Raw genomic sequence first — 25,447 nt, 5'->3', positions numbered from 1 at the left:
TTCCTCACTTCAAAGCAGGGACGATAGTGATTAGATGACCAATAAAAAAATTAAACACCTTAGTTGCATGGCCCACTTTAAACCATCGAGGTGACTGGCATATTTTTATCGGTTGTGAATTAACAGGGCTTTGAAAATTATTCAAGAATTAATTGTGAAAGCTTAAACAAATACATGAAATTTTAAACCCTAAGCTCCATTTATGAAACTAAAAATATCGCATCATAAACCTGTACATGTTACCATGAAAAATTTTTCTTGTTATTTCTTCTGGAGATAAATTAAAAAGCAAGCTCTCTTTTCGATTAATTTCCGCATAAAGAGGAATCAGCCGAATCATTTGTCTATAAAAGTGAGGCATATATTGGGCAGTTGGACTAATATCTATTGGATCCATACCACTATCAAAGTCACTTCCAACACAAATATGATTCCATGCCGTCGAATCACTTCTTCCGGACTTTTCAACTATATAAAACATATTTCGTAAAAAAGACTCCATTTTATAAAAGTCTTTGACATCAGCTTCACTTAAACCTGCTCGCTTCGCATAGTTCGTATGCAGCAATTCTTGTGTATATTCCTTTTTATTTCGCTTTTTGTAGTTAATCATCGTAGTGCCCAAAGTCAAATCAAAAAAGATCAAGCCAATTAAACCATTTGATCTGTATATAACCGGTATTTCCTCGTTTGCAAGATTTACACTCCAGGGATTAAACCAGCCTGTTATATTTTTGTCATGTATAAAACCTGATTTCAAGAAGCAAGAATCTTTCCTTGCATGACGTTTGTAAAATTTAAAAGGATTTTTAACTTCAGGGTATCGATCATACCAAGGACCATTACCAGTAAGCAATGCATAGCTTAAATTTTCTCCACTTACTGCCGCATGTGACATTATAATAGGAATCGTTTCACCACCTTTCCTGTTTTGCAGATACGTATAATAATCAACTCTTGCCTGAACATCCATATGTCTAATATCAATATAAATAGGAGAACGGTGTTTTCCTGTTGAATCGAGTAACTGATCCAATACCCGACTTGCGAATGCATTCGTTTTAAAATATTCATCACTTTTAAAAGTGCATGTTTCAGGATCAATGTGACGATTACCAATAATGACGCTATCAATTAAACCAGATGCCCATTTATTATGCAGGGCTTTATGTGTTAACCCTTGCGATGACAATAACTGAGACAAGCCTCGTATGAATGGAGCCTCGTGATCAATTGCCTTTCCCTGTCCAGCAATTCGAGTCCAGCCAAAGTGAGTAAGAGATGTATAAAAAACTTTATGCTCAAAATTTTTCACAACATTGATGTTTGCAAGTATTTCCGTTTGCCAACTATCTGTATCAAAATGATTTCCTGCTGTTTTTACATTGCTACTATTTATTGGTCCATAAAAAGAATTTCCTCCTTCCAAAGTTAAAACTACAGCAGTAAGCCCCTGATTTCTGGCTTGCAATAAATCTGACTTATTTTTTACTAATTGAAAACCAGTGGTACTATTTAAATTAAATGGATTGCGAACGGACTGCATTTCTAAGAAACGGTACTGTGTCATCATTTCATTGAAACTTGTATTGGCTTCCTCATTAACTTTTTTAAGCCGTCTAAACCTAATTTTAGTACCCATATTATTCAGTACTCGTTTATACGATCTATTCACTGTATTTTTTTCGAGCGGCATTAAGGATTCGCATACAATATCATAATTAAGACCATCGAGGTGAGCATAATCAGCTTCGATGTAATTTTTGAAAGTCGATCTTTTTCCTTTAAGAATAGGTTTTACCTTATCATTGTATGCTTTCCAATTTAAAGTAGAATCATATTCCAGCTTCTGATAGAATTTCTTTAAGGACAAGTGCATATGAAGATCACTAAATACCGGCGTTGTATCCGAAATTTGTGTTGTTAATGACTGGCCAATAGATACCAAGCAGAATGAAAAAAAAAGAATAAATAGTAAGAGACGCATAACGGTGCTTTGTGTTTAGATTATTCAAAAATATGCTGTAAAAAATGTGTTGCCTGAGGTCTTAACAAATAATAATAAAGTCCATGCTCCTCCGGTTGTTGCTTATATCTGAATTCACTAAAATCAACCGTACAAAAAATACCTGGAAATTTAGGTTCCAGCATTTGGCTCACTCTTTCAGTCTCCGAAACTCCATCCACTATCAAATTACAACCCAAAGATGTAGCCCCCATCCTTGATGCAAGAAAATCAGAACGTCCAACTCGTTTAGCAACAGCATAATCATTTACATTAAACCCAACGACAATCCGGCTAATATTATTCTCAAATGGAACAGCCCATGTTCGTTGTTCAAAATCTACAAATGTACTTTCACCGGGTATTGCAGCTGCCAGCATCCCAATGCGGATATCTTTCTGCCTGGGGGCAGGAATGCTTCTGGTCAGTTCGAAGTAATCCCAACTTCCCGATAATGCATTAATGTCTTTCTTCTTGGCATACTTTGATGACCATTTTGATGTTGTATTAAATAGAGCAGCAGTTCCTACACTGGCACCGAGGCTATGCGTAATGATTCTTATTTTGGTTTCTTCAGGTAAAGGGGAAAGAATACTGCGAAGTGTTAATCCGGCATATACAGAGTTTCGCTGTGCTCGCCCCCAAATTCCAGCCAATCCCGGATTACCCTGATTTGACGTAAGCCCATCCCAAAATAATTCCAAATAAACAGTACTGCTATCTGCATAACCATGGGCCTTAATAGAATCTCTTAATTGCTGATAATCACCTGTAGGATCCGGATCATTAAATCCATGAATAAATACAATCAAAACTTTACTTCTGGAATTTTCTATATAACCGGAAAGCCTTTCCACATAACCGGAAATTAATTTCGTTTGAACTGCATAAAATGAATCTTTGGATGTATTATAATTAGCTTCTATTTCATATTCCTTGAAAAGCTTTTGGAGTTCAGCAGATTGATATTGATAATAGTATTCCAGATTCCCATTTAGAATGCTATTACGATAAGTATTCTTTTTTTTAACAGGGTCAAAGAAAGCTTTGTAAGGAATATGATATTTATTCCCAGGATATAAATTACCCCACTTATCAATATATAAACGAACAACATTTGCTTGCTCAGCGCTATGAGTCCGTTGTATTGCACCAAACCAAACCTGCTTCTGCCGTTTACATCCATAGTTAAAACAGATTGAGCAAACAGCAAGAATGCAACAGAATTTTTGAAATATTTTATTCATAAGTAATTAGAAAAGATAAAAAAGGTAACAGCCGAATACTAACTATACTTCTTAAAATTTTCCGCCTGTTCAAATATCTCTTTAAACACTTCATCCTTTGGCACAGGAGGATAACCATGTTCAGCCAATACTAAAATCAAATCCACTTTCAACTCCGCTTTAATATCATCACGCTGGGCCCAGTCGGTGTATTTGGCTTTATCATCCACAATTTTCTTTACAGCCTGCGATAAAGCAATCAGTCGATCTTCGGCATAATCAAAGTTGTACTTAACTGCAATGGCTTTTAAAATATCGTAGAAGGCTTTCTCTTCAAAATCAATTCCAAGCTCCATGAACGAGTTGCGTTCTTTCTGCAACTCTTTAAACAGGTTGGCAAACTGCTCCGCCACATCATCCAGCACATCGCTTTGTAATACCTGGAAATCTTTTCGTTCATTGTACAACTCTACCAGCTTCTTCATCTTCTTGCTGAAGTCTACACCTTTGATCCGGTTGGTGCGTTTAAACTCTTCAATGGCTTTTGCAAGCAATTGTTGCAGTAACTTGATTTTAGTATTGGGCAATTTGATCTTATCAATCTTGGCCATGTATTCATCACTAAAGATGTCTACATTATTTTTCGGATCGTTTTTATCCAACTTAAACACTTCCTCTACCCCATCGCTGATCAATGCCTCCTCAATCATTTTCCTTACCCGGTCGTTCATTTGTGCGGTATCGGGAGCTTCACCTTTGGTGAGTTTATGAATAATGGCTTTAATGGCGAAATAGAAATGAATGTGATCCCGTTCATCTTCATCAATCTCTTCGCTGGAACAACAGAGATCGTACGCCGACTTTAATTTCTTTGCCATGCTCACAAACCGCTTTTCCATCTCCTCCGTCAACTGTGCATATTCGGCCGCTCTGTTTAAACATTCCAGCTTTTGCAAAGGCGTTCCATTAAAATAAGCTGTCGCATCAAACGAATGGAAAAAAGCAGCCAGCAATGCCAGTTGATCTTTTACCAGCATCACGGCCTTTTCACTATCTTCAAAATCATCATTGTGTACTTTGCTGTATTTGGCAAGGGCAAGATTCATGTTGCTCTTAATGCCAATATAGTCTACCACCAAACCTGTTTCTTTTCCTTCGTACACACGGTTTACACGGGAAATGGTTTGTATCAATGAATGTTGCTGCAACGGTTTATCAATGTAAATACTGTCTAAGAACGGCACATCAAAACCGGTGAGCCACATATCAACCACAATCGCAATTTTAAAATTCGATTTCACTTCTTTAAACTGGCGGTCGAGTTCTTTGCGGGCGTCTTTTGTTCCCAGCAGCTTGTATAATTTTTCATCGTCATCTTTACTGCGGGTCATCACCATTTTTAGTTTCTCAATCGGCTTCAGTTTCTTTTGTTCCTCTTCCGATAATTCAGCACCTTCTTCACAAGGTTTTATCTCTGCCCATTGCGGACGTAAAGCAATGATCTCTTTATACAAATTATAAGCAATGGGTCTGCTGCTGGCAACAAACATTGCTTTGCCTTTCACAGTAGCCCCTTCTTCAATCCGCTTTTCGTAATGCTCAATAAAATCCTTTGCCAGTAATTTCAAACGTTTCGGATCACCGAGAATCACTTCCATTTGCGCTACGGCTTTTTTACTTTCTTCCACCTGGTATTCGTTGGCACCTTCTTCTGCACATTGCTGATAATACGTTTCAATCTCTTTCAGCTTCTCTTCGTCCAGCAACACTTTGGCGGCACGGCCTTCGTACACAATACGCACCGTAATTTCATCTTCTACCGATTCCTTCATGGTGTATGCATCTACTACTTCACCAAACACATCCAGCGTACCATCAACCGGCGTACCTGTAAAGCCAACATAGGTGGCATTGGGTAAACTGTCGTGCAGGTATTTGGCAAAACCAAAACGGCGCTCCACCCCTTTATCGGTAATCTTTAGTTTCTGATCCAGATTTATTTGCGAACGGTGTGCTTCATCCGAAATACAAATCACATTGTTTCGTTCGGTTAACAGCTCGGTGCTTTCGGTAAACTTGTGTATGGTGGTTAAAAACACGCCACCACTGCTGCGTCCCTGCAACCGTTCTTTTAGTTCCGCTCTTGTTTCTACACTAATCACATGCTCATCCCCTAAAAAGGTTTTGGCATTGGTAAACTGTGCACTCAACTGATCATCCAGATCAGTACGGTCGGTAATTAATACAATAGTGGGACTTGCAAAATGCGGACTCTTCATCAGCAATCTTGCCAGGTACAGCATGGTATAACTTTTACCGCAACCCGTTGCACCAAAGTAAGTACCACCTTTACCGTTTCCGTAAGGCCGCATGTTTTGCTTTACACTCAGGAATAATTTTGTAGCTGCATAGTATTGCGGATAACGGCAAAAAATCTTTTCGTCTTTCTTTGTGGTATCAGGAAAATAAATAAAGTTGCGGATCACATTCAGCAAACGTTGTTTGTTGAACAAGCCTCTCGTCATAGTAAAAAGGGAAGAAATACCATCTGCCGCCTCATCTTCTTCCTCTACTTTGCGCCAGGCATAAAAGAAATCGTAGGGCGAAAACAACGAGCCCGTTTTATTATTTACGCCATCACTGATAACGCAAAAGGCATTGTATTTAAATAATTCCGGAATATCACGGCGGTAACGCACTGTTAACTGTGTGTACGCATCTTTAATGGTGCAGTTTTCTTTCACCGCTGTTTTAAATTCAAATACTACCAGGGGCAAACCGTTGATGTATAAAATACCATCGGGTATCCGCTTTTCGTAACCCTGTATTTCTAATTGCGTAACAAAGCGGTAAATATTTTCATCAGCAGCACTATAAACCACCGCCTCATCGGCAGCCATATTGAGTTGTTGCATGCCAGCTTCCTGCACGGCCTCAATACTGCGGTAATCGAGCAATTGAATAAAGAGATCTTTTTGTGTACGGTCGTCACGTTTTAATACAAAACCATCGGCTAAGCGTTGCAGAATGGCTTTGTTACTTTCGTATAAGGCCGAAGCGGAATACACTTCCAGCTCACGAATGATGCGGTTTATTTCGGCGAGTGTAATATCAGCCAAAGCATAACGGTTCAACAGGTATTGTTTTAGGTCGTCTTTCAGCAATACCTCGCTCATTTCTTTGTGCAGAAACAAACCACTTACATGCGGTATCTGTTCGGCTTCAATGAGCTCGGTAACGGCTTGCTCTAAAGTTTCTTCGGTAAATTTCATTCAGCTTTTTTTTTCAGCTTTTTAATGTCTTCCTCCAGCTCTTTCAGGCTTGCTTCTTTTTCCTGCGCCGCTTTTGCCTGTCTGTATTTTTCAAATTCTTCTTCCGATTTTTTAAGCGCCATTTCATGACTTATTTTACCGGCATGCGTTAATAATTCCCGTCCGTTCAATTGTAAAATAGCATCCAGCCGGTTAATCCAGTCTTGCATATACATGGGCGTTTGTTGCTGTGCCATGGTTTCTGCAAAAGCAAGATATTGTTCCACTAACAAACCCAGCAGTTTCAATTCATCTTCCTGCAGGTAATTCTTGGCAATGCTTACATCTGTTTTTTTAATGCCTGTTTCCTTTTTTTTATCGAACGATTGCATACCCATTAACGGCAGCGATGCATCCACTCTTCGATACACCAACTCAGCAGCCGTTTGTTCGCTGATGGCCCAGAGCAATTTATTCTGCACGGTTTTAAAGAAGGCCGTTGTTTTCTCGTCTTTGGGGTTATAGTCGATGCTGGTGGTATAAATATCTTTGATCTTCTGGTAAAAGAACCGTTCCGATAAGCGGATATCCCGGATGCGCTCCTGCAGTTCGGTAAAATAGTTCATGGAACTACCCTGTTTGAAACGATCATCATTAAGGGCGAAACCTTTAATGATGTATTCCTTTAACCGCTGTGTGGCCCAGATACGGAACTGTGTGCCCTGTGGCGATTTTACACGGTAGCCGACTGAGATCACCACATCCAGGTTATAATGTTCGGTTTCCCGTTCTACCGCTCTTGCACCTTCTGTTTGAACTGTTCGGAATTTCCGAACAGTTGCCCCCGGCTCTAACTCACCCTCTTCAAATACATTTTTGATATGCTCACTAATGGTGGCTTTCGATTTTTGAAACAACTGGCAAAGCTGTGCCTGAGTAAGCCACACGGTTTCCTCCTCCAGGCGCACATCAATTTTAATATCGCCAGTTTTGCTTTCGTATAGCAGTAATTCGCTGTTGCTCATAATTTCAAAATTAACGACTACAAAATAACACACTCATTTCGTTATGCAGAAACAAACCACTTACATCTGGTATCTGTTCGGCTTCGATAAGCTCGGTAATGGCCGCTCTAAAGTTTCATCTGTGAATTTCATTTTCTATTGACTTGAATATACTTTTAACTCAATGTTTCCTACTGTTGCCAGATAGTGATATACATTTCCAAGGAGCAACAAAATATCGTTTGAAGCTTTGGATTTACTCAATGAGGGTTGCACTATATAAATATGGAAAGTCATCGGCTTGGTATACTTAGCCTGATTAAGTAAATTTTCAAGTTCGTCTTCGGTACCTTTTAATAATCTTGAACATGAAACACCATTAAGAGTTTTTGTTTTTCTTCTAAACAAATGATTGAAGAATTCTCGGCCATCCCTATGTTTCCACTTCAGCGATTTTTGAGCCTGCCCACAAACTTGATAGAAATTTTCGATCTCATTATTTACTTTCCCGTTTTTAGCGTATTTCAAATGATATAGATGTATGTCAATCACTTCAGCAGTATCATTAATTGCTACTATATCAGCAATTTCTCCCGGACCATCATCATCAAAAACTATCTGGAAATCAGCTTCGATTTTTTGGATAAAGTAATACTGAATCGAATCTTGCACATATGGTAGAATATCCTGCGATTCCTTAGATATATCTACTCCGACCCAATCATCAGTAATAATATTCTCTATAGGCAACTTATCAGGTGCAGATTTTAAACGCACATACAAATTTTGAAAAAGCTGTGAGCCATCTGCAAACCAAATCGTGGGAGAATATTTTTGAAAAAAATCGACTAAATCTTCTTCTTTATTGGAATAATGAATTTTACATTTCGCATCATTCTTTTGAAATATTCTAAAATAGCTCTCCCCACTTGAAGCATTCAAACCAATTTCAAGTTCAAACATGACAGATGTTTCAGGCGTATCGAGGCTAAACCGTAAGTTTTTATCTAATGATGTATCAACAATATTTAATTCAACACTTGACAGATCGTTTAAGATTCCGTCAATATTAATTTGGTAACGATTCTCTGCGAATTCATACATCTCAGGAAACCAGTCAATTAATATAGGTATCACTTCTGGCCTTTTATCAACTTTCTCAATTGCCAATGTATGCTGTAGCACCACATTTGGATCTATTGATTCGTTTTCCACTATCTCTCCAATTTGTCTGCACCACTTTGTCAATTCATCAAGATTACCACGTTGATAAGACCAGATTTTCCCTTTTACGGAACAACCTAATGAAAGCTTTTCCCCTTCCTTATAACCAACGCCAAAAATATTATTCTTGATTAGAGTACCTTGTTCTATGCCTTTAATTCCATCCTGTACTCCTTTGCCAAAATAAGACTGAAACGTCACGTCTTGCCCAAGTCCTCTTCGTGCGCCTACATTATAAAGGGAAAGTCGATTGACTTCATGAAAAATCCTGAAGACGTTCATACCTGTTATCAAGCTCGTATTATTTTTCCCAAAAATCGCATCAATTAATGATTGACCTAAAAATCCTTTTATTGAGGTATTCAAAAAAACTCTGTTTATTCCAACTTCAAGATGCCAATGTAGCACAACAATATCCCAATGGAGATTCTGAACAGTCTCAAATTTTCCCCACTCAACTTTCTCTATCTTTCCTAATACAATAACAAGGGTGTCTTTATGATTTGTATCCGTGAAGACATGTTCATAGTTTTGAATTCCAGGAAATTCCGACTCCCAATGAGTCCTATTGGGGTTCCAGGTATTAGTGGCATTACGATATATTATGGTGCTTAAGGCCGGATAAATCTCGCCAAAAGGAATTATCGAATCAGTAAGATTTGTAAATCCTTCAAGAAACTCTTTAATATTAATTTCCTTTTGTGTTGCGTTTGCACTCATCCTTGGCAGAATCAAATTCCAGTCAGCATTCTTTGCATATAATTGATCCAACTCCTCATGTATCGGAGGATATGCAATATTCGTTATAAAACTTGCTTCCCCTAATTGATCGTACGAAGTCCTTGTGAATCTACCGATGAATTGAAGTGTAATTGGTAAGCTTTGTCTCTCATCATGAACTGCTGCTATTTTTAAGTTGGGTAAGTCAAAACCCTCACCAAGCATATTTACACATACAATTATTGAATGCTCACCTCTCTTAATCTGTTCGATCTTTTTTTCTAAACCAGCAATACCTGTGTAAATAATTATAGGATTATGCTCTTGATAGACTTTATAATGTTCAAAGACTTCTCTTGCCCTAACTTTATTAGCGCATCTTGCCATTATAATATGATTAAATCCTTGAGCAATATCTTGCTTTAACTGCTCAACTGCTTTATCGGCAATCTTTTTGTCTGCCAACTTTTGATTGTACTCTCTAATTGGCAAGTAATTAATCTTCTTATAATATTTTTGCTCTTGCGCCTTTCTCAACGAGAAATTAAAAATGACTTTACCCTGTAAGCTTTTACCATCATTTCTAAATGGAGTAGCTGTAAAAAGAAACACTTTCTCCTTGTTGAATTTTGTAATCAAATCTTTCCACGTATTTGCCTCGGAGTGATGTGCTTCATCTACAAAAAAATGACTGAAAGATTTATTCAGAAGAGTCTTGAATGGCAATGGCATATCTGTTAGCAAAACCATTGTGGATACCACAACATTACAATTCTCAATAAACTCGTTAAGATCATCAATACTGTCAAACCCACTATTAACAATACCTACAAGTGGGAAAAGGCAAGATGTATCTACAATTGAATATTCTTTCAATAATCCAAGTGTGATGAATTTATTTGCTATTTGAGTTCTTAACGAATCAGAAGGCACAGAGACAAGCAATTTATTGCAACAATTGGCTACTAAAGTCGCTAACATTGTTTCCGTTTTGCCTGTACCAGTAGGCATAACTACAAGCGCTCTTTCTTCTGGATTTTGAAGGTGAGACATGATTGAATACAAAGCGCCCATTTGGGGTTTTCGTAATCCTTTCTTTCCTGTATGCTCATCTTCAGCAAGAAAAGTAAATTTCCCATTCCATGATTCAACAACTTCAGCTGGATTTCTTTTTTCAAAGAGAGGATGTTTCAACCATCTTTTGCATTTAATATTTCCTTCATCAAAATCCTTTTTTGATGGCTTTTTTGAAGTAAGAATTATGTACTGATTTTCTTGATCCGTATAATTTTTATCGTTCGTAAATAAATAATTTATGTCATCTGACTTAACTAAGAATGGATCAATAGAAATAAGCTCGGTACTTAATAAAGAAATTTCATTTGAAATGTGGCGCCAAACTTCATTGCCCTTTTTCTCATAAACAAGCTGTGTTACTTTCGGTAGGTTAATTGACATATGAGTATTTTAATTTTCCACTGTTGCAAGTTTAGATAGAAGGAGTCGCTGCATTCTTATCAAGGACCAATTCTCTTGGCAACATAAACTTCTATTGATAAAAAGAATATCAAACTTTTCAGCTAAGGCATGAGTAATTAACTCAAAGTCTTCATCTGGAAGCGTAAGAGTCAACTCTTTAATGTCTTGCAAGCTTAGTGTACTATATGCTGAACCGACAGCCTTTGCCTCAATCTGATTTCGAATATCTGAAGTTGTAAGTGCAGTATACAGTAGTTTACTGTCTAAAATTGTTGGTATGATAACAGCTGTATTTTGACCTAAACAAAACTTTTCATCTGTATGAGCATAGGAAAACTCACCAAATGTTGCACCGACTCTAGACACCACAATATCTCCCTTTTTTGATTTGTGATTTTTTGAAAATTTCTCAAAAGTTTCATTGTCAACAAGCATAGTATTTGCTAAATCTAGGAATCCTGAATTTACGTCTGTTACTCTAACCATTGGGAGGCCCTGAGAAGCATAATCTGGAGTTGTGTGTAATGAATCTACGACTTTGGCAATTTCCTGCACTTGCTTTTGCGTCCACTTCTTCGGCACTTCCTTCTCCAACTCCTTTTTAAACACCATCTCCCCTCCACTACTCTTATACGGCTGTCCATTTTCATCGGGAAATTCAAAATCAACAAACCACTGTTTGTAAACAGCCTGTGCAGTTTCTTCCAGTTTTTGTATAAGCTGGTTATTGAGGTTGATGCGGTTTACAATGGCGTTGTATTCTTTTACAATTTCTTTTTGTTTATCAGGATGCGGAACCGGTAATGTTACTTTACACATTTCATCCCATTCAAAAATTTCCCTTGCACTTCCATGCGACATAAACCTGGCATAACGGTCGAACTCAGGCCGTCGAAACCACATCATTAAATATTCGGGCAGTAAGGCTTTAGTATCAATAATTTCAAACGGAGTATATGCCTGCGATACAATTACCTCATTGTATTGATCTTGTAAAGCAATCGATATTTTATCGCCATTTCTTGAAGTAACAGGGCCATAAGCAAATTGGTTCCGCTTTACAATCTTATAAGTAGACATATCGGTACCGATTGTATTTGCAATGGAAGGCATAAATACTTTCTCAATACTTACACCAAGTAAGGTATCTACAGCAAGCTTCGTGTTCCGTTCATCAACCTGTTTAATATAGTTGCCCAACTGCTTATAATGCGATCTCATATCCCAATTCTTTAAACACCGTGAGCAAATCATTTTTCGATTGTTCTTCGGCCTTCAGCAGATCGGCAAATTCCTTTTGCAGGCTTTGCATCTTCTCATCAAAATCAATATTCTCATCCCGGTTAATAAACTCAATGTATTTGCTGGGCACCAGGGAGAAATCTTTTTTCACCACATCTTCCAGCGAAGCACTGTAACAAAATTCTGCTTCGTTTTTGTAAGTTGTTGCAACAGCTGTTTGCTGCCAGTTATGGTAGGTGTCGGTTATCTTTTTAATATCCTCTACAGAAAACTGTGTGTATTTCTTTTCAAACGGTACACCCATTTGCCGCAAATCCATAAACAGGATTTCTTTTTCACGGTCACGGTATTTTTTAATTACACCGTTGTGCTCAATGGTTCTTGCCTTCTTGTTTTTATTGAGTATCCAAAGCGTAACACTGATATCGGTGGTATAAAACAAATTACGTGGCATCACCAGTATGGCTTCCACTAAATTATTTTCAATGAGCTTGCGGCGAATTTTGTATTCATCGCCTCCGCCACTCAATGCGCCATTGGCCAAAATAAAACCGGCTACTCCGTTTTCGGAGAGTTTGCTTACCATGTGCAGTATCCATGCATAGTTGGCATTGCCGGTGGGCGGTACTTCGTAACCTTTCCAGCGTGCATCGTCGGTTAATTCATCATCGGCCCGCCATTGCTTTTGGTTAAAGGGCGGGTTGGCCATAATAAAATCGGCCTTGAGGTCTTTGTGCTGGTCTCGGATAAAGGTATTCTCCGGCACATCGCCCAGGTTGGCGGTAATACCACGGATGGCGAGGTTCATTTTCGCCAGCTTGTAGGTGGTAGCGGTGTACTCCTGCCCGTAAATAGAAATATCCCGTTTGTTGCCGTGGTGGCTTTCGATAAACTTAATGGATTGCACAAACATACCACCGGAGCCACAGGCAGGATCGTAAATTTTTCCTTTGTAGGGTTCCAGCATTTCGGCAATGAGGTGTACAATACTCTTGGGTGTATAAAACTCTCCCTTGCCCTTTCCTTCGGCCAATGCAAACTTGCTGAGGAAGTATTCGTACACACGGCCCACAATATCCTGCTGTTTATCCTGCAGGGTATTGATGTTGTTAATGGTATCGAGCAGGCTGGCGAGTTTACTTACATCGAGGTTTAAACGGCTGTAATAATTATCGGGCAAGGCACCTTTTAGTGCAGGGTTGTTTTTTTCAACGGTGTAAAGGGCTGTATCAATTTTTAATGCCAGGTCGTTTTGTTTGGCCTGTTCAATTAAATAGCTCCAGCGTGCTTCGGCCGGCAGGTAAAACACATTTTTCATGGTGTAGAATTCCACCATGTCGGTATATTTTTCTTTGCCTTCGGCAATGAGTTCCTGTTTGCGTTCTTCAAACTTATCGCTGGCAAATTTTAAAAAGATAAGACCGAGTACCACGTGTTTGTATTCGGCACTTTCTACACTGCCACGGAGTTTGTTGGCACTGTCCCACAGGGTTTCTTCGATGCTGCTTTGTTTTTTGGGTTTGGTTGCTTTGGCCATTTGTCTAAATCTGATCGAATTTTATTATTTGAAATAATGAGGTTGTTCATTTCTTCGAAACCGCCCTGTTTGTGGGTACCGAAAAGCGGTAGAAACAGTGCTTAAACTTTCAGTTTACGGGGAAAGCGGACATGTAATGGTTGAAATTGTTACCGAATTATACTGTTGGATGTTTCCATGAAAATGTGCAGGAATATTTGTTGACAAGGTTATTTGCATCAGGTTTTGGTTCAATGGTTAATCGGGTTATTGTGCAATATAAAAAGAAGTAAGGAAAAATTAAACCAATGGGAAATATCGGCTTCTGGCAATTTTCATTTTACCTATCTATTGAAAACCAGAGGATCACACAAAGCAACCGTGGCATAGATGATTTGCTGATTGAGAAAAATACTTTGAAATCGGTAATTTCCTTTCAATGAAGGTTCAATAAATGTTTTTTTACCTCATAACTGCTTTCAAATTCAGTTTCACAATTGTATATTTAAGAGACCAGAAAACTTTCGTGTGAAAAACAACCCGACTTTTGAGGATATTTCTGCATTAAATAGCATACCTGGTATTCCTAAAACTTATTCAGGGCCTGTATTAACAGGTGCAAATCAGTTTCAGTTGAGTACCGGTAATCTCGAACTGTTTATACAGGAGTTAAGAAGAGAGCAATACAGCATCCGGCTTGTAATAGGTAATGTCTTACAAAAGATACTGGCCAGCAAGTGGATACAAAAAGAAGGACTCTATGTCAATTTCATGTTGCAAAACGGTGTAAGGAAACATATTGACAATATCGGGAAACTACATACCCGTCATGGCTTTCATTCCTTATTTTATTCAACTCCTGCTAACTGCAGTGCAGTATTTGACAATACAGATGAACTGAAGTTACTGGACATCTATTATTCCCCTGAACTTCTTGAGGAACTTAAGCCTTATTTCCCCGATTTTGGCAAAGCCATTAAAAATAAGACTTCAACCTTTCATATTAATCCAACAATCTGGACAATTCCTTCTCTAAAAAAAGCAATCAACGAACTCATTGAATGCCCATATAGTGAGCAGTCAAAACAATACTTCTTTGATTTAAAAGTCAGGGAAATCCTCTTTCAATTACTCGAACTGACTTACCGGAAAACAAACAAGCAATATAATTACACCTCGTTTGAAGTTGGTAAAATTCATAAAGTAAAATCAATTCTTGAAAACTCAATCGATCAAAAGCCACCAACAATCAAATCGCTTGCGAAGCAGGTTGCGTTAAACGAGTTTAAGCTAAAAACTGGTTTTCGACAGTTATTTCATAGCAGCCTGTTTCAATTTATTACTGATCAAAAAATGCATGTCGCTCATCATCTTCTATTGAACAGCGATAAACCGATTAAAGAAATTGCAGGACTTGTTGGTTACCCCTTAACGACAAACTTTATTACTGCATTCAGAAAGAAATTCGGATATACTCCAGGCTCATTACGAAGATCTTAATCCCGCTTACAAAACTTCTGCACAAAGCTGCAAATCTATTTGACGAAAAAATCAAAAATCAAATTTTGATCTTTACAGTACAATGAAAAACAGCACCATGAAAAAGAACTCCGGCAGAATACTATACGTTGAATTCGCTATCGCCATATTTATTTTTCTTTTTGTCTATACAGGAATCAACAAACTGTTTGCGGTTGAAGAATTTCGGGCTGTGCTGTCAAAATCACCACTTTTATCATTCGCAGCGTCTTACATAGCCTGGATTTTGCCGGTTATTGAATTGTTTGTTTCTCTTCTCTTATTACTGCCGCATACAAAAGCTTATGGATTATTGCTGTCAACCTTATTAATGACATTTTTTACAGCTTACATTGGGTATATGCTTTTATTTACACCGAAACTACCCTGTTCCTGTGGTGGAATACTAAAAGAGTTGAATTGGTCACAACATCTGCTATTAAATTCTGCTTTGCTTCTTCTGAGTATATCTGCATGGTTGCTCTCGAAAAAGGATAAACGCTTTATTGCAATAAACAGGAATAGCCGAATACCTGTATAAAAAAGTAGGCAGTAATTTTTCAACAAAAACAGAATACAAATGAAAAAGTATCTCTTAGGAATCATTGCTGTTATTGCTGCAATCACCTTCAGTTCTTTTACACAAGAAGAGAAAAAGCCGGCTGATGACATCTATTATTTTTATATGGTAGATGAAAACGGCGTTATTCCGGCAGGTGCATCTGTACAATTTGGTGGCCAGGTAACTTTAAGCTACGCCAATGCAAACGATGGTTGTACGGGTTCAACCAACCATTGCTTACGTGGCTTTATTACACAACCATCATTGCCAACTGCTCAGAGTGGCGATGTTCAAACCCTTAAAAACTGATGTAAAAGCAACAGGCAGCCGCTATATAGCGGTTGCCTGTTTTGTTACTTATCGCTAACAACCAATACTGGAATAGTTCTGTTTTCTTTTGCTAGATAAAAACCAGCAGCATAAAGATCCTGTTGCAGATTCGAAATATTTAAAGGAGACAACGATTTGTACCGAATGTTGCAGGAAATAGTTTCCATCTTTCCTGTTTCAATAAAAAAAGGGAATTCTTTTTCAATCTGCACACGTAGCTCCTGTACAAATTGATCAAAGGGCATTTGATGAAATCTGATAATTGAATCTCCAGCTGTAGGATTGACTGACTGCATGTAATTTTCCGGTTGCACTCTCTTACGTAAAACAAGGCTCTCTGTTAATTTGAATTGTACTTCTGCTTTCAAATGAAAATACCTGTCAAGATCCTCCTGCATAATCCGATATGCTTTTTCGCTATTGGCAACAGGTAACATTAGTTCATAACTGTATGCATAACTTTGCAGCCATTGATCCAATGAATCCTTTTTTGCGGGATACTCATATCTAAATCGTTCGCTTACATCTAATAAAAAATTGTAGGTATAGTTAAAATTATATTTTCCATTTTCGTTATATGCCTTCCGATACAAATTAGCAATCGAATAACAATTACTTGCAATAGAAATCGCTTTCCCTTGTTTTATTTTTATGGCTTCCGTACTACCTATGTTTACTGAATCCGAACAACGTGCAATCGACGAAAAATAGTCGTGTTTATTATAATCAATCGAAGAAGCAAACCGTATAACCGTCGGATCACGAAAACCAAGTGTACGACCTGCTACAAACTCATGTATTGCTTCTTTCGTTACAGCATGTACGCCCGAATAACTTCTTACAATTCCATTTTGAACCCATACTGTGTAAGGGTATCCATCAACCGGAAACAAATCAGAAAGTTTCGTTCCGTCAGTAATCATCGGAAGTCCCGGCTTATAAAGCAATGGTCGTTTTTTAAAAAAATCCTGTGTAAAGGCTTTGCTTTCATTATTCACAAGCAATATTTCAATCCTGCTTCCGAAATATTTCTTTAACGAGTCTAGTTTGGGAAATGCTTTAAAACAGGCCACACATCTTGTATTCCAAAAATCAATGATCAACAACTTTTCTTTAAAGTCAATCAAGCGTATTGAATCATCCCGATTATTCAGAACATTCCGGAAAACCAAATCTGGTAACCGATCTCCTGGCAGAAGGTGCTGTGAATGTAACGGGGGTACAGCAATAGCAGCCCACAGCATTAGTATAACTAATCGCTTCATGTAATTTAATTAAGCTGGTTAATTTGAAGGCGTTACCAAATCAATACCCCGCATTTTGGGTTAAGAATGTATTCAACAGTATCTGATCAAACGGTATTGGATAAAGCGTATCTGTAGCTTGCCAGTTTGAAGTTTTGATACCTTGTAAAACACTGTTCGCCCTGTCTGTTCTCTTCAGATCAAGCCAACGGTGGCCCCATTCTGCAAACAGTTCCATCTGTCGCTCCTTTTCAATTGCAAGCAGCAATTCATTTTTACTTGTTGCCATTGTAACTGGCAAGCCGGCCCGTTGACGGATAACGTTAATATCAGCCTGACAGGCTGCATTGTTGCCTAAATGTACGTTTGCTTCTGCACGTATCAGATACTGTTCTGCGAGGCGGAAGACAACATAATACTCTGTTGGAGCCGGGGGTGTACTGGAAAAGTCAGCTCCTTTTTTATACTTCAATGGATAATAAACCGGCAATCCATTAATCGTTGTAGATGCCAGCCACTTGCTTTTACGTAAATCATTTAATTCAAAGGAGCGATACAATGTATCTGTCAGAATAAACGGAGGTTTCAGGAACGAAAATGCCGGAATAAACATTTGACCTTCTGAAGTATTACTTCTGTCTTGTAGTAACGACCAGATAGTTTCCGTTGAACCGGAAAGAAAACAATTACTGAGTTCAGCAGGTAGTGCATAAACTCCTGAGTTGATGATTTCAGACGCTTGCTTTTCGGCGTTTATCCAGTCTTTCTGATACAGATATACTCTGGCCAATAGTGCTGTAGCAGTAAACTTATTGGGTCTTACTCTTCCGGCACTTGGATATGATGTCAATAATAAACTTTTTGCTTTGAGCAAATCCGTTGTTAGTTGCGCATATACATCACTAATCGTTGAACGGGGCATTGATTGATTTAAGCGGTAATCAGTAGTAAGCACTAGTGGAACATCGCCAAACAGTTGAATAAGATAAAAGTAATTGAGTGACCTCACTACCAATGCTTCGCCCTGTAATTGTTTTTTTAATGCCTGTGTAATACCGGCATTTTCCAACCCTTCCAGTACGGCATTTGCATGATAGATGTTTTTGTAAGCCATTTGCCACAAGGAGCCGGAAATACTTCCATTTCGAACCTGAATATTATTGTTACGAAATTCATCATCAGCATCCGGGCTTGTAGTATTAATTAACTCATCAGCCGATAAACCGCAAAAACGGGTAATACCTCCATTTGTAATTATTGAACCCGTCAATAACATCTGCCTGTACAATCCTGAAACTGCAGCAACGGCAGACTGGTCATTCTGAAAAATCTGTTTGGTTTCCAGCTGTGTAACGGGTGGTTCAACCTCTATCAGCTTTTTGCAGGAAGATATACAAACAAGCAACAACAAGAAGATGAAACGAACAGGAAGAATATGTTTAGTGATTTGCTTTGTACACATCGGTTAAAATTTAGAATGTGAAATGAATACCTGCAACAATTGTCTTTAACGGCGGAAGTACCGATATATCCTGCGTTTCAGGATCAGAGCCCCTATACCTGGTTAACAGAAATAAATTCTGGGCATTGATATAAACACGGCTGCTTTCAATGTGCAGCTTGCGAAGTACTTCAGCAGAAAATGAATACGATAAGGCTACATTTTTCAACCGAACAAAAGAGGCATCGCTGAGAATCCCGTCAGAATTTGCTAAATAATTGGCGCCCGTTGCAGTAGCTACACCAGAAAACCGGCTTGTAAATTTTTGTACCAATGCATGATCACCTGGCTTCTGCCAACGGTCAAAAATGATTGCCGGTTGATTCAACGCAATACCCGGCGGATTTCTGTCAATGTAAGCAAGAAAGTTTCTTCCTGTTTGTTTACGGTATTCAAAAAAGAAAGAAAAACTGAATCGCTTATATTCAAAGTTATTTTGTAACCCACCATAAAATACCGGATCAGTTGAACCTAAAAACTGGTAGTCAGCCGGGAAACGGATTAATCCGTCACGGTTATAATCTTCAACTATATAATTACCTGTGAGCGGATCTATACCAAGGTATTTCGCTTTGTAAATAGTATTAAGGGGAAGTCCTTCTTTAAACTGTGTCCGATAACTGGAACTGCTCAAACCAGGAAAAGAAATCAATTTATTTTTTGGTAAGGTTATATTGAAAGAACTTGTCCATGAAAAACTTTTAGAAGTAATATTCTTACTGCTTAATACAATTTCTATACCGCTGTTTTGCACCAAGGCCGGAAGATTTCGTATCACTCCTGTAAATCCTGTTTGATCAGGTAATTGATAATTGATCAATTGATTGCTTGAACGGTTTCGGTAGCCTGCAATTGAAAATACTAAGCGCTCCTTCCATAAGCCCAATTCAAGTGCAGTTTCCAGCTTATTTGTTTTTTCCCATTCGTAATTCGGGTTAAACAAACTGCCTGGCTGCAACCCCGGAATACCCTGATAGGGAATAGTTGTTGAATTCCATAAATCGAGGTATTTATAATTACCGATCTGATCGTTTCCGGTAATACCTGCACTTGCTCGTATTTTTCCAAAACTGATGAACTGAATCTTTTCTTTGAAAAACGATTCGTTTGAGAAAATCCATGCAGCACCAATCGCTCCGAAATTAGCGAACCTGTTTTCAGTTCCAAACCGGCTTGAACCATCACGTCGTGCAGACATATTAATGATATACCTGCTTAACAAATTATAATTCAGCCTGCCGAATATTGCTGTGTATCTGTATTGTGCCGAATTATTTGTTCCTGTAAGTATACCTGCCGCTCCCATTGAGTTTAATAATAAATCGCTGGTATAGTTCTGTGCATTCACAAAAGAACTTTTCGTAGTCCGGTCTTGTAAAGTTGTTCCAAACAACAGATTAAATTTCCCTTTACCCAAACTTGTTCCATACTCCAGTAGCGGATCAATGTTCCAGCTTTGCGAAGTGCCATAACCAAATTTTGATGAGGCGAGTTGACTTGTTGAAGGATCAAGCGATGCTCTTGGTGTAGTAGCCACTTCATCTGTTATAAACTTATTAAACCCTGCATTTATCCGCAATGTGAGCTCCGGAGCGATCCTGTATACCAGTTGCAGGCTGGCAAGTGCATTATCATTTTTTGTAAGATAGGTCTTTAGTAATTCTGCTGAAGGAATGCCGGGCAACCCAAGATTGATATAATTAAACGGAATACCTTTCTGCAGCCACGCAGGTTTTCCGACAGAATCATACAACGTAAAATTTGGAGGAAGATTGATAAACTGCGTTAGATCTTTCTGAATCAGTTGATTTTTTTCCGCAGAGTAAAAGCCTGAGAAATTTGTCTCAAACTTTTTATCCGCAGATTTATGATTGATATTGAAATGTAACGAAGCACGTTGATCAGTTAACGCTTTTGAAAACACATTTGTCTCTTTATGGTATGCACCACCAATGGAGAAAAACGTTTTGCCTGAACCTCCCGAAAAGTTTACTTCTGCGTTTGTAGCTTGTGCTGTATTTCCAATCAGTAGTTTTTTAAAATCAGTATAAATAGTTGTGTCGAGTATGAGCAAATCCGGTGCATACCCATTTGCAAACGGTACTGTAACCTGTGGTGTGTAACCGTCATTTGCAAAGGCTTCCCTACGCATTTGCAAATACTCAGTCGTATTCAGCATGCGCATGGTACGTGCAACTTTGCTCCACCCAGTGTTTACATTCACACTAAGTCTTGATTTACCGGACTTTCCCTTTTTGGTGGTAATGAGTATTACACCATTAGCGCCACGGCTTCCATAAATAGCTGTTGCATCAGCATCTTTTAACACCTCAATACTTTCAATATCCAATGGATTAATTGTATTAAAAGGACTGATGCCTCCGAGATTTGTAGAGAACGGTTTATTTACTGCCGATACAATCTGATTGGAAGCAAGATTTCCCGGCTCAAAGGGTACGCCATCGATGATAAACAGAGGGTCATTCCTTGAAAGTGCAGCATCCAGAGAACTCCTTCCCCTGATCTCTATATTAAACGCTGAACCCGGCACACCACTTGTTTGTGTAACAACTAAACCCGGCACCCTGCCTGCCAGAGCAGCCAAGGGATTAGATACCGGTTGTTTGGCGATCTCCTCTCCTTTTATTTTTGATACACTGCCTGTGTTGTAGCGTTGTGTTGTTGAGCCGTAAGCAATAACTATTGTTTCATCTAATACTTCAACAGCAATAGCCAGTTTTACAACATAATACAACCCTTTTCCTACAGGTATTTCTTTTTTTACATAGCCTATACTGGAGAAAATAAGTAGATCGTTTTCTTGCACACCGCTTAACGAAAATTCGCCTTTGTCATTAGTAGAAGTTGCAATGCCCGATTTTTTTGCCGTAACTGTTGCACCAACCAATGCCTCACCTGTTTCATTTATTACTTTGCCGGAAACTGTAATTGCCGTACTCGTTGGTAATACCGGAGCAGTTACAACAGGTTTTGTTTGTACAACAATATATTTATCAACGATGGTAAATGTAAGCGGCTGCTTTTCGAAACATTTGCGAAGCACCTGCTCCAGTTGTTCATTCTTAACAGTAAGCGTAACAGGAATAGTTTGCTCTAACTGGTTACGCTGGTAAATAAACGAATAGCCTGTTTGGCGGGTAATTTCCTTAAAGACCTTTTCAATAGGTGAATGGTTAAACGAAACTGATACAGTTTGCGCAAAACTGCCTGCCGAAACCTGCATACAGGCCGCTATCGTCAGCACGCATATGAGTTTCATGGTTAGAAATTTTTTACAGCAGTATCCTGCAATAGTTAATTGCATAGTTTTGTAATGTTTGGGTTTCTGAAATTCGGTTGACAGCCTCAATTGATTACAGGGTTAACCCAAACGCCCGCCGGAGGTGCTCGTAACACTTCCGGTTTTTTGTTTGCATTAACCGTTGGTTGGTTTAATCGTCAGGGTAATACATAAATGGTTTTGTTTTCAATTTTAAAATGGACATACCCGTTTAATTCAAGCAAGTTGAGGAGCTTGGTTAAAGGTTCACTTCTTAATATTTCTGCATTCAGTAATTGCTTTGTTTTCGATTGATAAATCACTTTTGCTCCATACCATCTTTCAATTTGTGTCATCACCTTTTCAATCGAAGCATCGTGAAAAACAAACAAGCCATTCTTCCACCCTGTAATTGACTCTATATCCACAGTACTGTTTTTTGACAATCCATCGCCATTAACAACAGCCTGTGTACCCGGTTCAAGATTTTGTATGCTGCCCTTATGATAAACAGATACATGACCTTCAACCAGCGTTACTTCGTTTTGTGCTGTATTACTATAACAGGTTACATTAAACTGCGTACCCGTAACAGTAACAACTGAGCTATCGGGTAACACTACACGAAAAGGCTGTTTATTATTTTTTGCTATTTCAAAGTATGCTTCGCCGTTTATTTCCACCCTTCGTTCATTGCCCGTAAAAGCAACGGGGTATTTTACTGTTGTAGAAGCGTTGAGCCAAACTTTGCTGCCATCGGCCAGCACTATTTTATACTGACCACCTACCGGTGTGGAGAGTGCATGAAGGGCTGAAACTTGTCCGTTGTTTTTTGCTTCATACACTAACTCTCCATCAGCCGGTTTGTTGGCATGAGAAACTAAGTTGCTATCGATTAACCCATTCTTAGCAGTTGAAAGATCAATGACCGAACCATCGGCGAGCGTAAGCGTCGCATTATTACCGCCCGGTAACAGTTGCGGGGTATCAGCATTGGCTATATTGGTTTGTTCTGGTTTGTTTTTCATGAGTTGTATTAACATAAAGGCTCCACTTACAACTACTACTATTGCGGCTGCCATCGACCCTATTACTCTTCGCTGCTTTCGTTGATATTCTTTTTCTGTCTGTGCAAGATTATCATTCACTTCCTTCCAGCGTTGGTCTACCAGTACCAGGTCCATACGTGCAAGGTTTGTCTTGATGTTCTCTTCATCGGTAAGGTCTTCAAACAACTGCATGTTATGGTCGCTTTCATTTACCCAGTCATCCAGTTCAAGATGTTCCTGCTTGGTAAGCGTGTTGCGTATATAACCGGCAATAAGGTAAGCAATGCGATAGGCCAGCTGTTCCATATCGCTGTATGGGTTTTCTTTCATGCTATTAAGTTACTCCGTCTTTTTAAAAGAACGAAGCTTAACAGGAAAAGGACTACAAAAACTGTAAAAAAATATTGGGGAGATAACCTATGGTGCTATTCTGAAGCTTTTTTCCGATGTTTAAAACTATTACAACAGCTACACAGAGATCTGTTAACTTACAAACACAATTCTCCTACTTGCGATTACATGACGAAAATTTATCGAATCATTATATTTGTTTCATGTCAAAACTCATACCTCACAAAACACTTATCAGCGGCATCAAAAAACTGATTGATGAAGCAAGGAAACAGGTAGTAAGGAATGTAAATACCACTATGCTTGTTACAAATTTCGAAATCGGCAGAATGATTGTAGAGTATGAGCAAAAGGGACGCCAGCGTGCTGAATATGCAAAAGAAACATTAAAAACACTCAGCCAGTCGTTAACTGCCGAATTTGGAAAAGGCTATTCAGTAGATAATCTGGAGTACTGCAGAAAATTCTACCTTACCTATAACATTTCCGATACAGCGTCTCGGAAATCAACACAACAGAAATCCGGCACAGCGTCTCGGAATTCTGACAAAAACTCCGGTATCTCAACTTACGAAACGCTGTCTCGTAATTCAAACCTGTCGTTTGAGTTAACATGGTCACATTATGTTCAGTTATTAAAAATTCAGGATGAAAAAGAAAGAAGCTTTTACCAGATAGAAGCTATTGAAAACAACTGGTCGGTAAGGGAATTTGCAAGACAACATAGCTCCGGCCTCTATGAACGTCTGGCATTAAGCAGAAATAAGAAAGGCATAAAAGAATTGGCAAAAAAAGGGCAGGTTATTCAACAACCGGTTGATGCGTTAAAAAGTCACTATGTTCTGGAGTTTTTAAATTTAAAAGAAGATCACCGTTATTCAGAAACAGAACTTGAAACTGCCATCATTGATAAGTTGGAACATTTTATGCTGGAACTGGGTAAAGGTTTTTTATTTGAGGGAAGACAAAGACGATTTACGTTTGAAGGTGATAGCTTTTTTGTTGACCTGGTATTTTATAACCGCCTCCTAAAATGTTTTGTCATTATCGATCTTAAAATTGGCAAGCTCACCCACCAAGATATTGGCCAAATGCAAATGTATGTGAACTACTACGACAGGATGATGAAGACAACAGATGAAAACCCAACAATTGGTATTATACTCTGTAGAGAAGAAAATAAAACAGTTGTTGAATTTACCCTGCCTAAAACAAACAACCAGATTTTTACAAAAGAATACAAACACTACCTGCCAAGCAAGGCTGAATTGCAAAAGCAACTACAGTAACAAACACAAAAAGCATAAGATTAAGCAATAAGCTCTATGCAGCCCGAAGCTTTGTCAATTAAAAAACTGTAAGAAATAATAAGCCGTAAAGTAAACAGTGAATATGATTGGCCGAAGTATCTTTTTCCGTAACAAATCCAACCCTCTTTGTTTCTGGGTTTTCACCGTACTTGGATGCAGATTTAATTCTCTTGCGATTTCACCCGTCGATTTTCCATCGAGATAATACATACTGATAATTTGCTGGCTGCCCGGGCTGAGTTCTTTTAATGCAGCATGAACGATACGATAAGCCTCCGCCCGTATTAAATTTTCATAAGGGCTGTTAAACGAAATATCGGGAACGGTAGCAGCATCTTCTACCCTGCTAAAGCTTTTTTCCTTACGCAAATAATCCATACTGTCGTTATAAACTATTTTATACAGGTAAGCACGTATCGCATTATAGCTGTCAAGTTTTTCATGCATTTTCCAGGCCTTTAAGAAAGCGCTGGAGGCTATTTCTTCTGCAATAGAAAAATCCTCTACCCATTTATTAGCATATAACGAAAGGGCTGGAAGAAACTCCTGGTAGAAATAAGATAAAGCAAGTTCATCTCCCTGTTGAAACAAAGAGGCGTATTGAGGTGCAGTATAAACAGGCCCAGCCTTCAACT

Annotated in this window: 16 protein-coding genes; 4 read left to right on the top strand and 12 right to left on the bottom strand. The window is 38.5% G+C overall.

Annotation, left to right across the window (positions count from 1 at the left end):
• Nucleotides 1-208: 208 nt before the first annotated feature.
• The 7 genes from VK159_RS09370 to VK159_RS09340 all read right to left on the bottom strand — a co-directional run bounded on the left by VK159_RS09370 (nt 209) and on the right by VK159_RS09340 (nt 13,688).
• Nucleotides 209-1,987 (bottom strand): hypothetical protein, encoded by a 1,779-nt coding sequence (locus tag VK159_RS09370; RefSeq protein WP_324229872.1) that lies wholly within the window; start codon nt 1,985-1,987, stop codon nt 209-211.
• A 20-nt stretch (nt 1,988-2,007) separates the two neighbouring features.
• Complete coding sequence (locus VK159_RS09365; protein ID WP_324229871.1) at nt 2,008-3,252, bottom strand: hypothetical protein; 1,245 nt, start codon at nt 3,250-3,252, stop codon at nt 2,008-2,010.
• A gap of 38 nt (nt 3,253-3,290) precedes the next feature.
• Complete coding sequence (locus VK159_RS09360; RefSeq protein ID WP_324229870.1) at nt 3,291-6,503, bottom strand: HsdR family type I site-specific deoxyribonuclease; 3,213 nt, start codon at nt 6,501-6,503, stop codon at nt 3,291-3,293.
• The gene (locus VK159_RS09355; protein ID WP_324229869.1) at nt 6,500-7,507 is read right to left on the bottom strand and encodes a virulence RhuM family protein; all 1,008 of its coding nucleotides are present in this window, start codon (nt 7,505-7,507) and stop codon (nt 6,500-6,502) included. Before VK159_RS09355 ends, VK159_RS09360 begins: the two co-directional genes overlap by 4 nt.
• A 135-nt stretch (nt 7,508-7,642) precedes the next feature.
• Nucleotides 7,643-10,888: a DEAD/DEAH box helicase gene (locus VK159_RS09350; RefSeq protein ID WP_324229868.1), complete on the bottom strand. Its 3,246-nt coding sequence runs from the start codon at nt 10,886-10,888 to the stop codon at nt 7,643-7,645.
• Nucleotides 10,889-10,897: 9 nt separating this feature from the next.
• Nucleotides 10,898-12,130, bottom strand: coding sequence for a restriction endonuclease subunit S (locus tag VK159_RS09345; RefSeq protein WP_324229867.1), 1,233 nt, complete (start codon nt 12,128-12,130; stop codon nt 10,898-10,900).
• Nucleotides 12,114-13,688 carry a class I SAM-dependent DNA methyltransferase gene (locus VK159_RS09340; RefSeq protein ID WP_324229866.1) on the bottom strand — a complete coding sequence of 525 codons (1,575 nt, stop codon included), beginning with the start codon at nt 13,686-13,688 and terminating at the stop codon, nt 12,114-12,116. Before VK159_RS09340 ends, VK159_RS09345 begins: the two co-directional genes overlap by 17 nt.
• A 507-nt stretch (nt 13,689-14,195) precedes the next feature.
• Between VK159_RS09340 and VK159_RS09335 the strand changes: the two genes are divergently transcribed.
• The 3 genes from VK159_RS09335 to VK159_RS09325 all read left to right on the top strand — a co-directional run bounded on the left by VK159_RS09335 (nt 14,196) and on the right by VK159_RS09325 (nt 16,056).
• On the top strand, nt 14,196-15,167 hold the full coding sequence (locus VK159_RS09335; protein ID WP_324229865.1) for an AraC family transcriptional regulator: 972 nt from the start codon (nt 14,196-14,198) through the stop codon (nt 15,165-15,167).
• Nucleotides 15,168-15,264: 97 nt separating this feature from the next.
• The gene (locus tag VK159_RS09330) at nt 15,265-15,726 is read left to right on the top strand and encodes a MauE/DoxX family redox-associated membrane protein (RefSeq protein WP_324229864.1); all 462 of its coding nucleotides are present in this window, start codon (nt 15,265-15,267) and stop codon (nt 15,724-15,726) included.
• 39 nt (nt 15,727-15,765) lie between these two features.
• Entirely contained in the window at nt 15,766-16,056 is a 291-nt protein-coding gene (locus VK159_RS09325; RefSeq protein ID WP_324229863.1) for a hypothetical protein, read from the top strand.
• A gap of 44 nt (nt 16,057-16,100) precedes the next feature.
• Here the strand turns inward: VK159_RS09325 and VK159_RS09320 are convergent, their stop codons facing one another.
• From VK159_RS09320 to VK159_RS09305, 4 genes are all read right to left on the bottom strand, one after another.
• Nucleotides 16,101-17,342 carry a TlpA disulfide reductase family protein gene (locus tag VK159_RS09320; RefSeq protein ID WP_324229862.1) on the bottom strand — a complete coding sequence of 414 codons (1,242 nt, stop codon included), beginning with the start codon at nt 17,340-17,342 and terminating at the stop codon, nt 16,101-16,103.
• Between the two features lie 40 nt (nt 17,343-17,382).
• Entirely contained in the window at nt 17,383-18,783 is a 1,401-nt protein-coding gene (locus tag VK159_RS09315; protein WP_324229861.1) for a RagB/SusD family nutrient uptake outer membrane protein, read from the bottom strand.
• 10 nt (nt 18,784-18,793) lie between these two features.
• Nucleotides 18,794-22,102, bottom strand: a complete 3,309-nt coding sequence (locus tag VK159_RS09310; RefSeq protein WP_324229860.1) for a SusC/RagA family TonB-linked outer membrane protein — start codon at nt 22,100-22,102, stop codon at nt 18,794-18,796.
• 179 nt (nt 22,103-22,281) lie between these two features.
• Nucleotides 22,282-23,481, bottom strand: coding sequence for a FecR domain-containing protein (locus VK159_RS09305; protein WP_324229859.1), 1,200 nt, complete (start codon nt 23,479-23,481; stop codon nt 22,282-22,284).
• A 224-nt stretch (nt 23,482-23,705) separates the two neighbouring features.
• Between VK159_RS09305 and VK159_RS09300 the strand changes: the two genes are divergently transcribed.
• A complete protein-coding gene (locus tag VK159_RS09300; RefSeq protein ID WP_324229858.1) occupies nt 23,706-24,791 on the top strand; it encodes a PDDEXK nuclease domain-containing protein in 1,086 nt (361 codons plus the stop codon).
• Between the two features lie 54 nt (nt 24,792-24,845).
• Here the strand turns inward: VK159_RS09300 and VK159_RS09295 are convergent, their stop codons facing one another.
• The gene (locus tag VK159_RS09295; RefSeq protein ID WP_324229857.1) at nt 24,846-25,403 is read right to left on the bottom strand and encodes an RNA polymerase sigma factor; all 558 of its coding nucleotides are present in this window, start codon (nt 25,401-25,403) and stop codon (nt 24,846-24,848) included.
• Nucleotides 25,404-25,447 lie beyond the last annotated feature (44 nt).

This window comes from Lacibacter sp., assembly GCF_035299325.1.
GTDB lineage: Bacteria > Bacteroidota > Bacteroidia > Chitinophagales > Chitinophagaceae > Lacibacter.
Note: the sequence above shows the minus strand (reverse complement) of the source record. Positions and strands in the feature narration are given on the sequence as shown.

What these genes read in the sequence shown, in the direction of transcription:
- VK159_RS09370 (WP_324229872.1), bottom strand. Translation starts at nt 1,987, where the DNA reads ATGCGTCTCTTACTATTTATTCTTTTTTTTTCATTCTGCTTGGTATCT.
- VK159_RS09365 (WP_324229871.1), bottom strand. Translation starts at nt 3,252, where the DNA reads ATGAATAAAATATTTCAAAAATTCTGTTGCATTCTTGCTGTTTGCTCA.
- VK159_RS09360 (WP_324229870.1), bottom strand. Translation starts at nt 6,503, where the DNA reads ATGAAATTTACCGAAGAAACTTTAGAGCAAGCCGTTACCGAGCTCATT.
- VK159_RS09355 (WP_324229869.1), bottom strand. Translation starts at nt 7,507, where the DNA reads ATGAGCAACAGCGAATTACTGCTATACGAAAGCAAAACTGGCGATATT.
- VK159_RS09350 (WP_324229868.1), bottom strand. Translation starts at nt 10,888, where the DNA reads ATGTCAATTAACCTACCGAAAGTAACACAGCTTGTTTATGAGAAAAAG.
- VK159_RS09345 (WP_324229867.1), bottom strand. Translation starts at nt 12,130, where the DNA reads ATGAGATCGCATTATAAGCAGTTGGGCAACTATATTAAACAGGTTGAT.
- VK159_RS09340 (WP_324229866.1), bottom strand. Translation starts at nt 13,688, where the DNA reads ATGGCCAAAGCAACCAAACCCAAAAAACAAAGCAGCATCGAAGAAACC.
- VK159_RS09330 (WP_324229864.1), top strand. Translation starts at nt 15,265, where the DNA reads ATGAAAAAGAACTCCGGCAGAATACTATACGTTGAATTCGCTATCGCC.
- VK159_RS09325 (WP_324229863.1), top strand. Translation starts at nt 15,766, where the DNA reads ATGAAAAAGTATCTCTTAGGAATCATTGCTGTTATTGCTGCAATCACC.
- VK159_RS09320 (WP_324229862.1), bottom strand. Translation starts at nt 17,342, where the DNA reads ATGAAGCGATTAGTTATACTAATGCTGTGGGCTGCTATTGCTGTACCC.
- VK159_RS09315 (WP_324229861.1), bottom strand. Translation starts at nt 18,783, where the DNA reads ATGTGTACAAAGCAAATCACTAAACATATTCTTCCTGTTCGTTTCATC.
- VK159_RS09310 (WP_324229860.1), bottom strand. Translation starts at nt 22,102, where the DNA reads ATGAAACTCATATGCGTGCTGACGATAGCGGCCTGTATGCAGGTTTCG.
- VK159_RS09305 (WP_324229859.1), bottom strand. Translation starts at nt 23,481, where the DNA reads ATGAAAGAAAACCCATACAGCGATATGGAACAGCTGGCCTATCGCATT.
- VK159_RS09300 (WP_324229858.1), top strand. Translation starts at nt 23,706, where the DNA reads ATGTCAAAACTCATACCTCACAAAACACTTATCAGCGGCATCAAAAAA.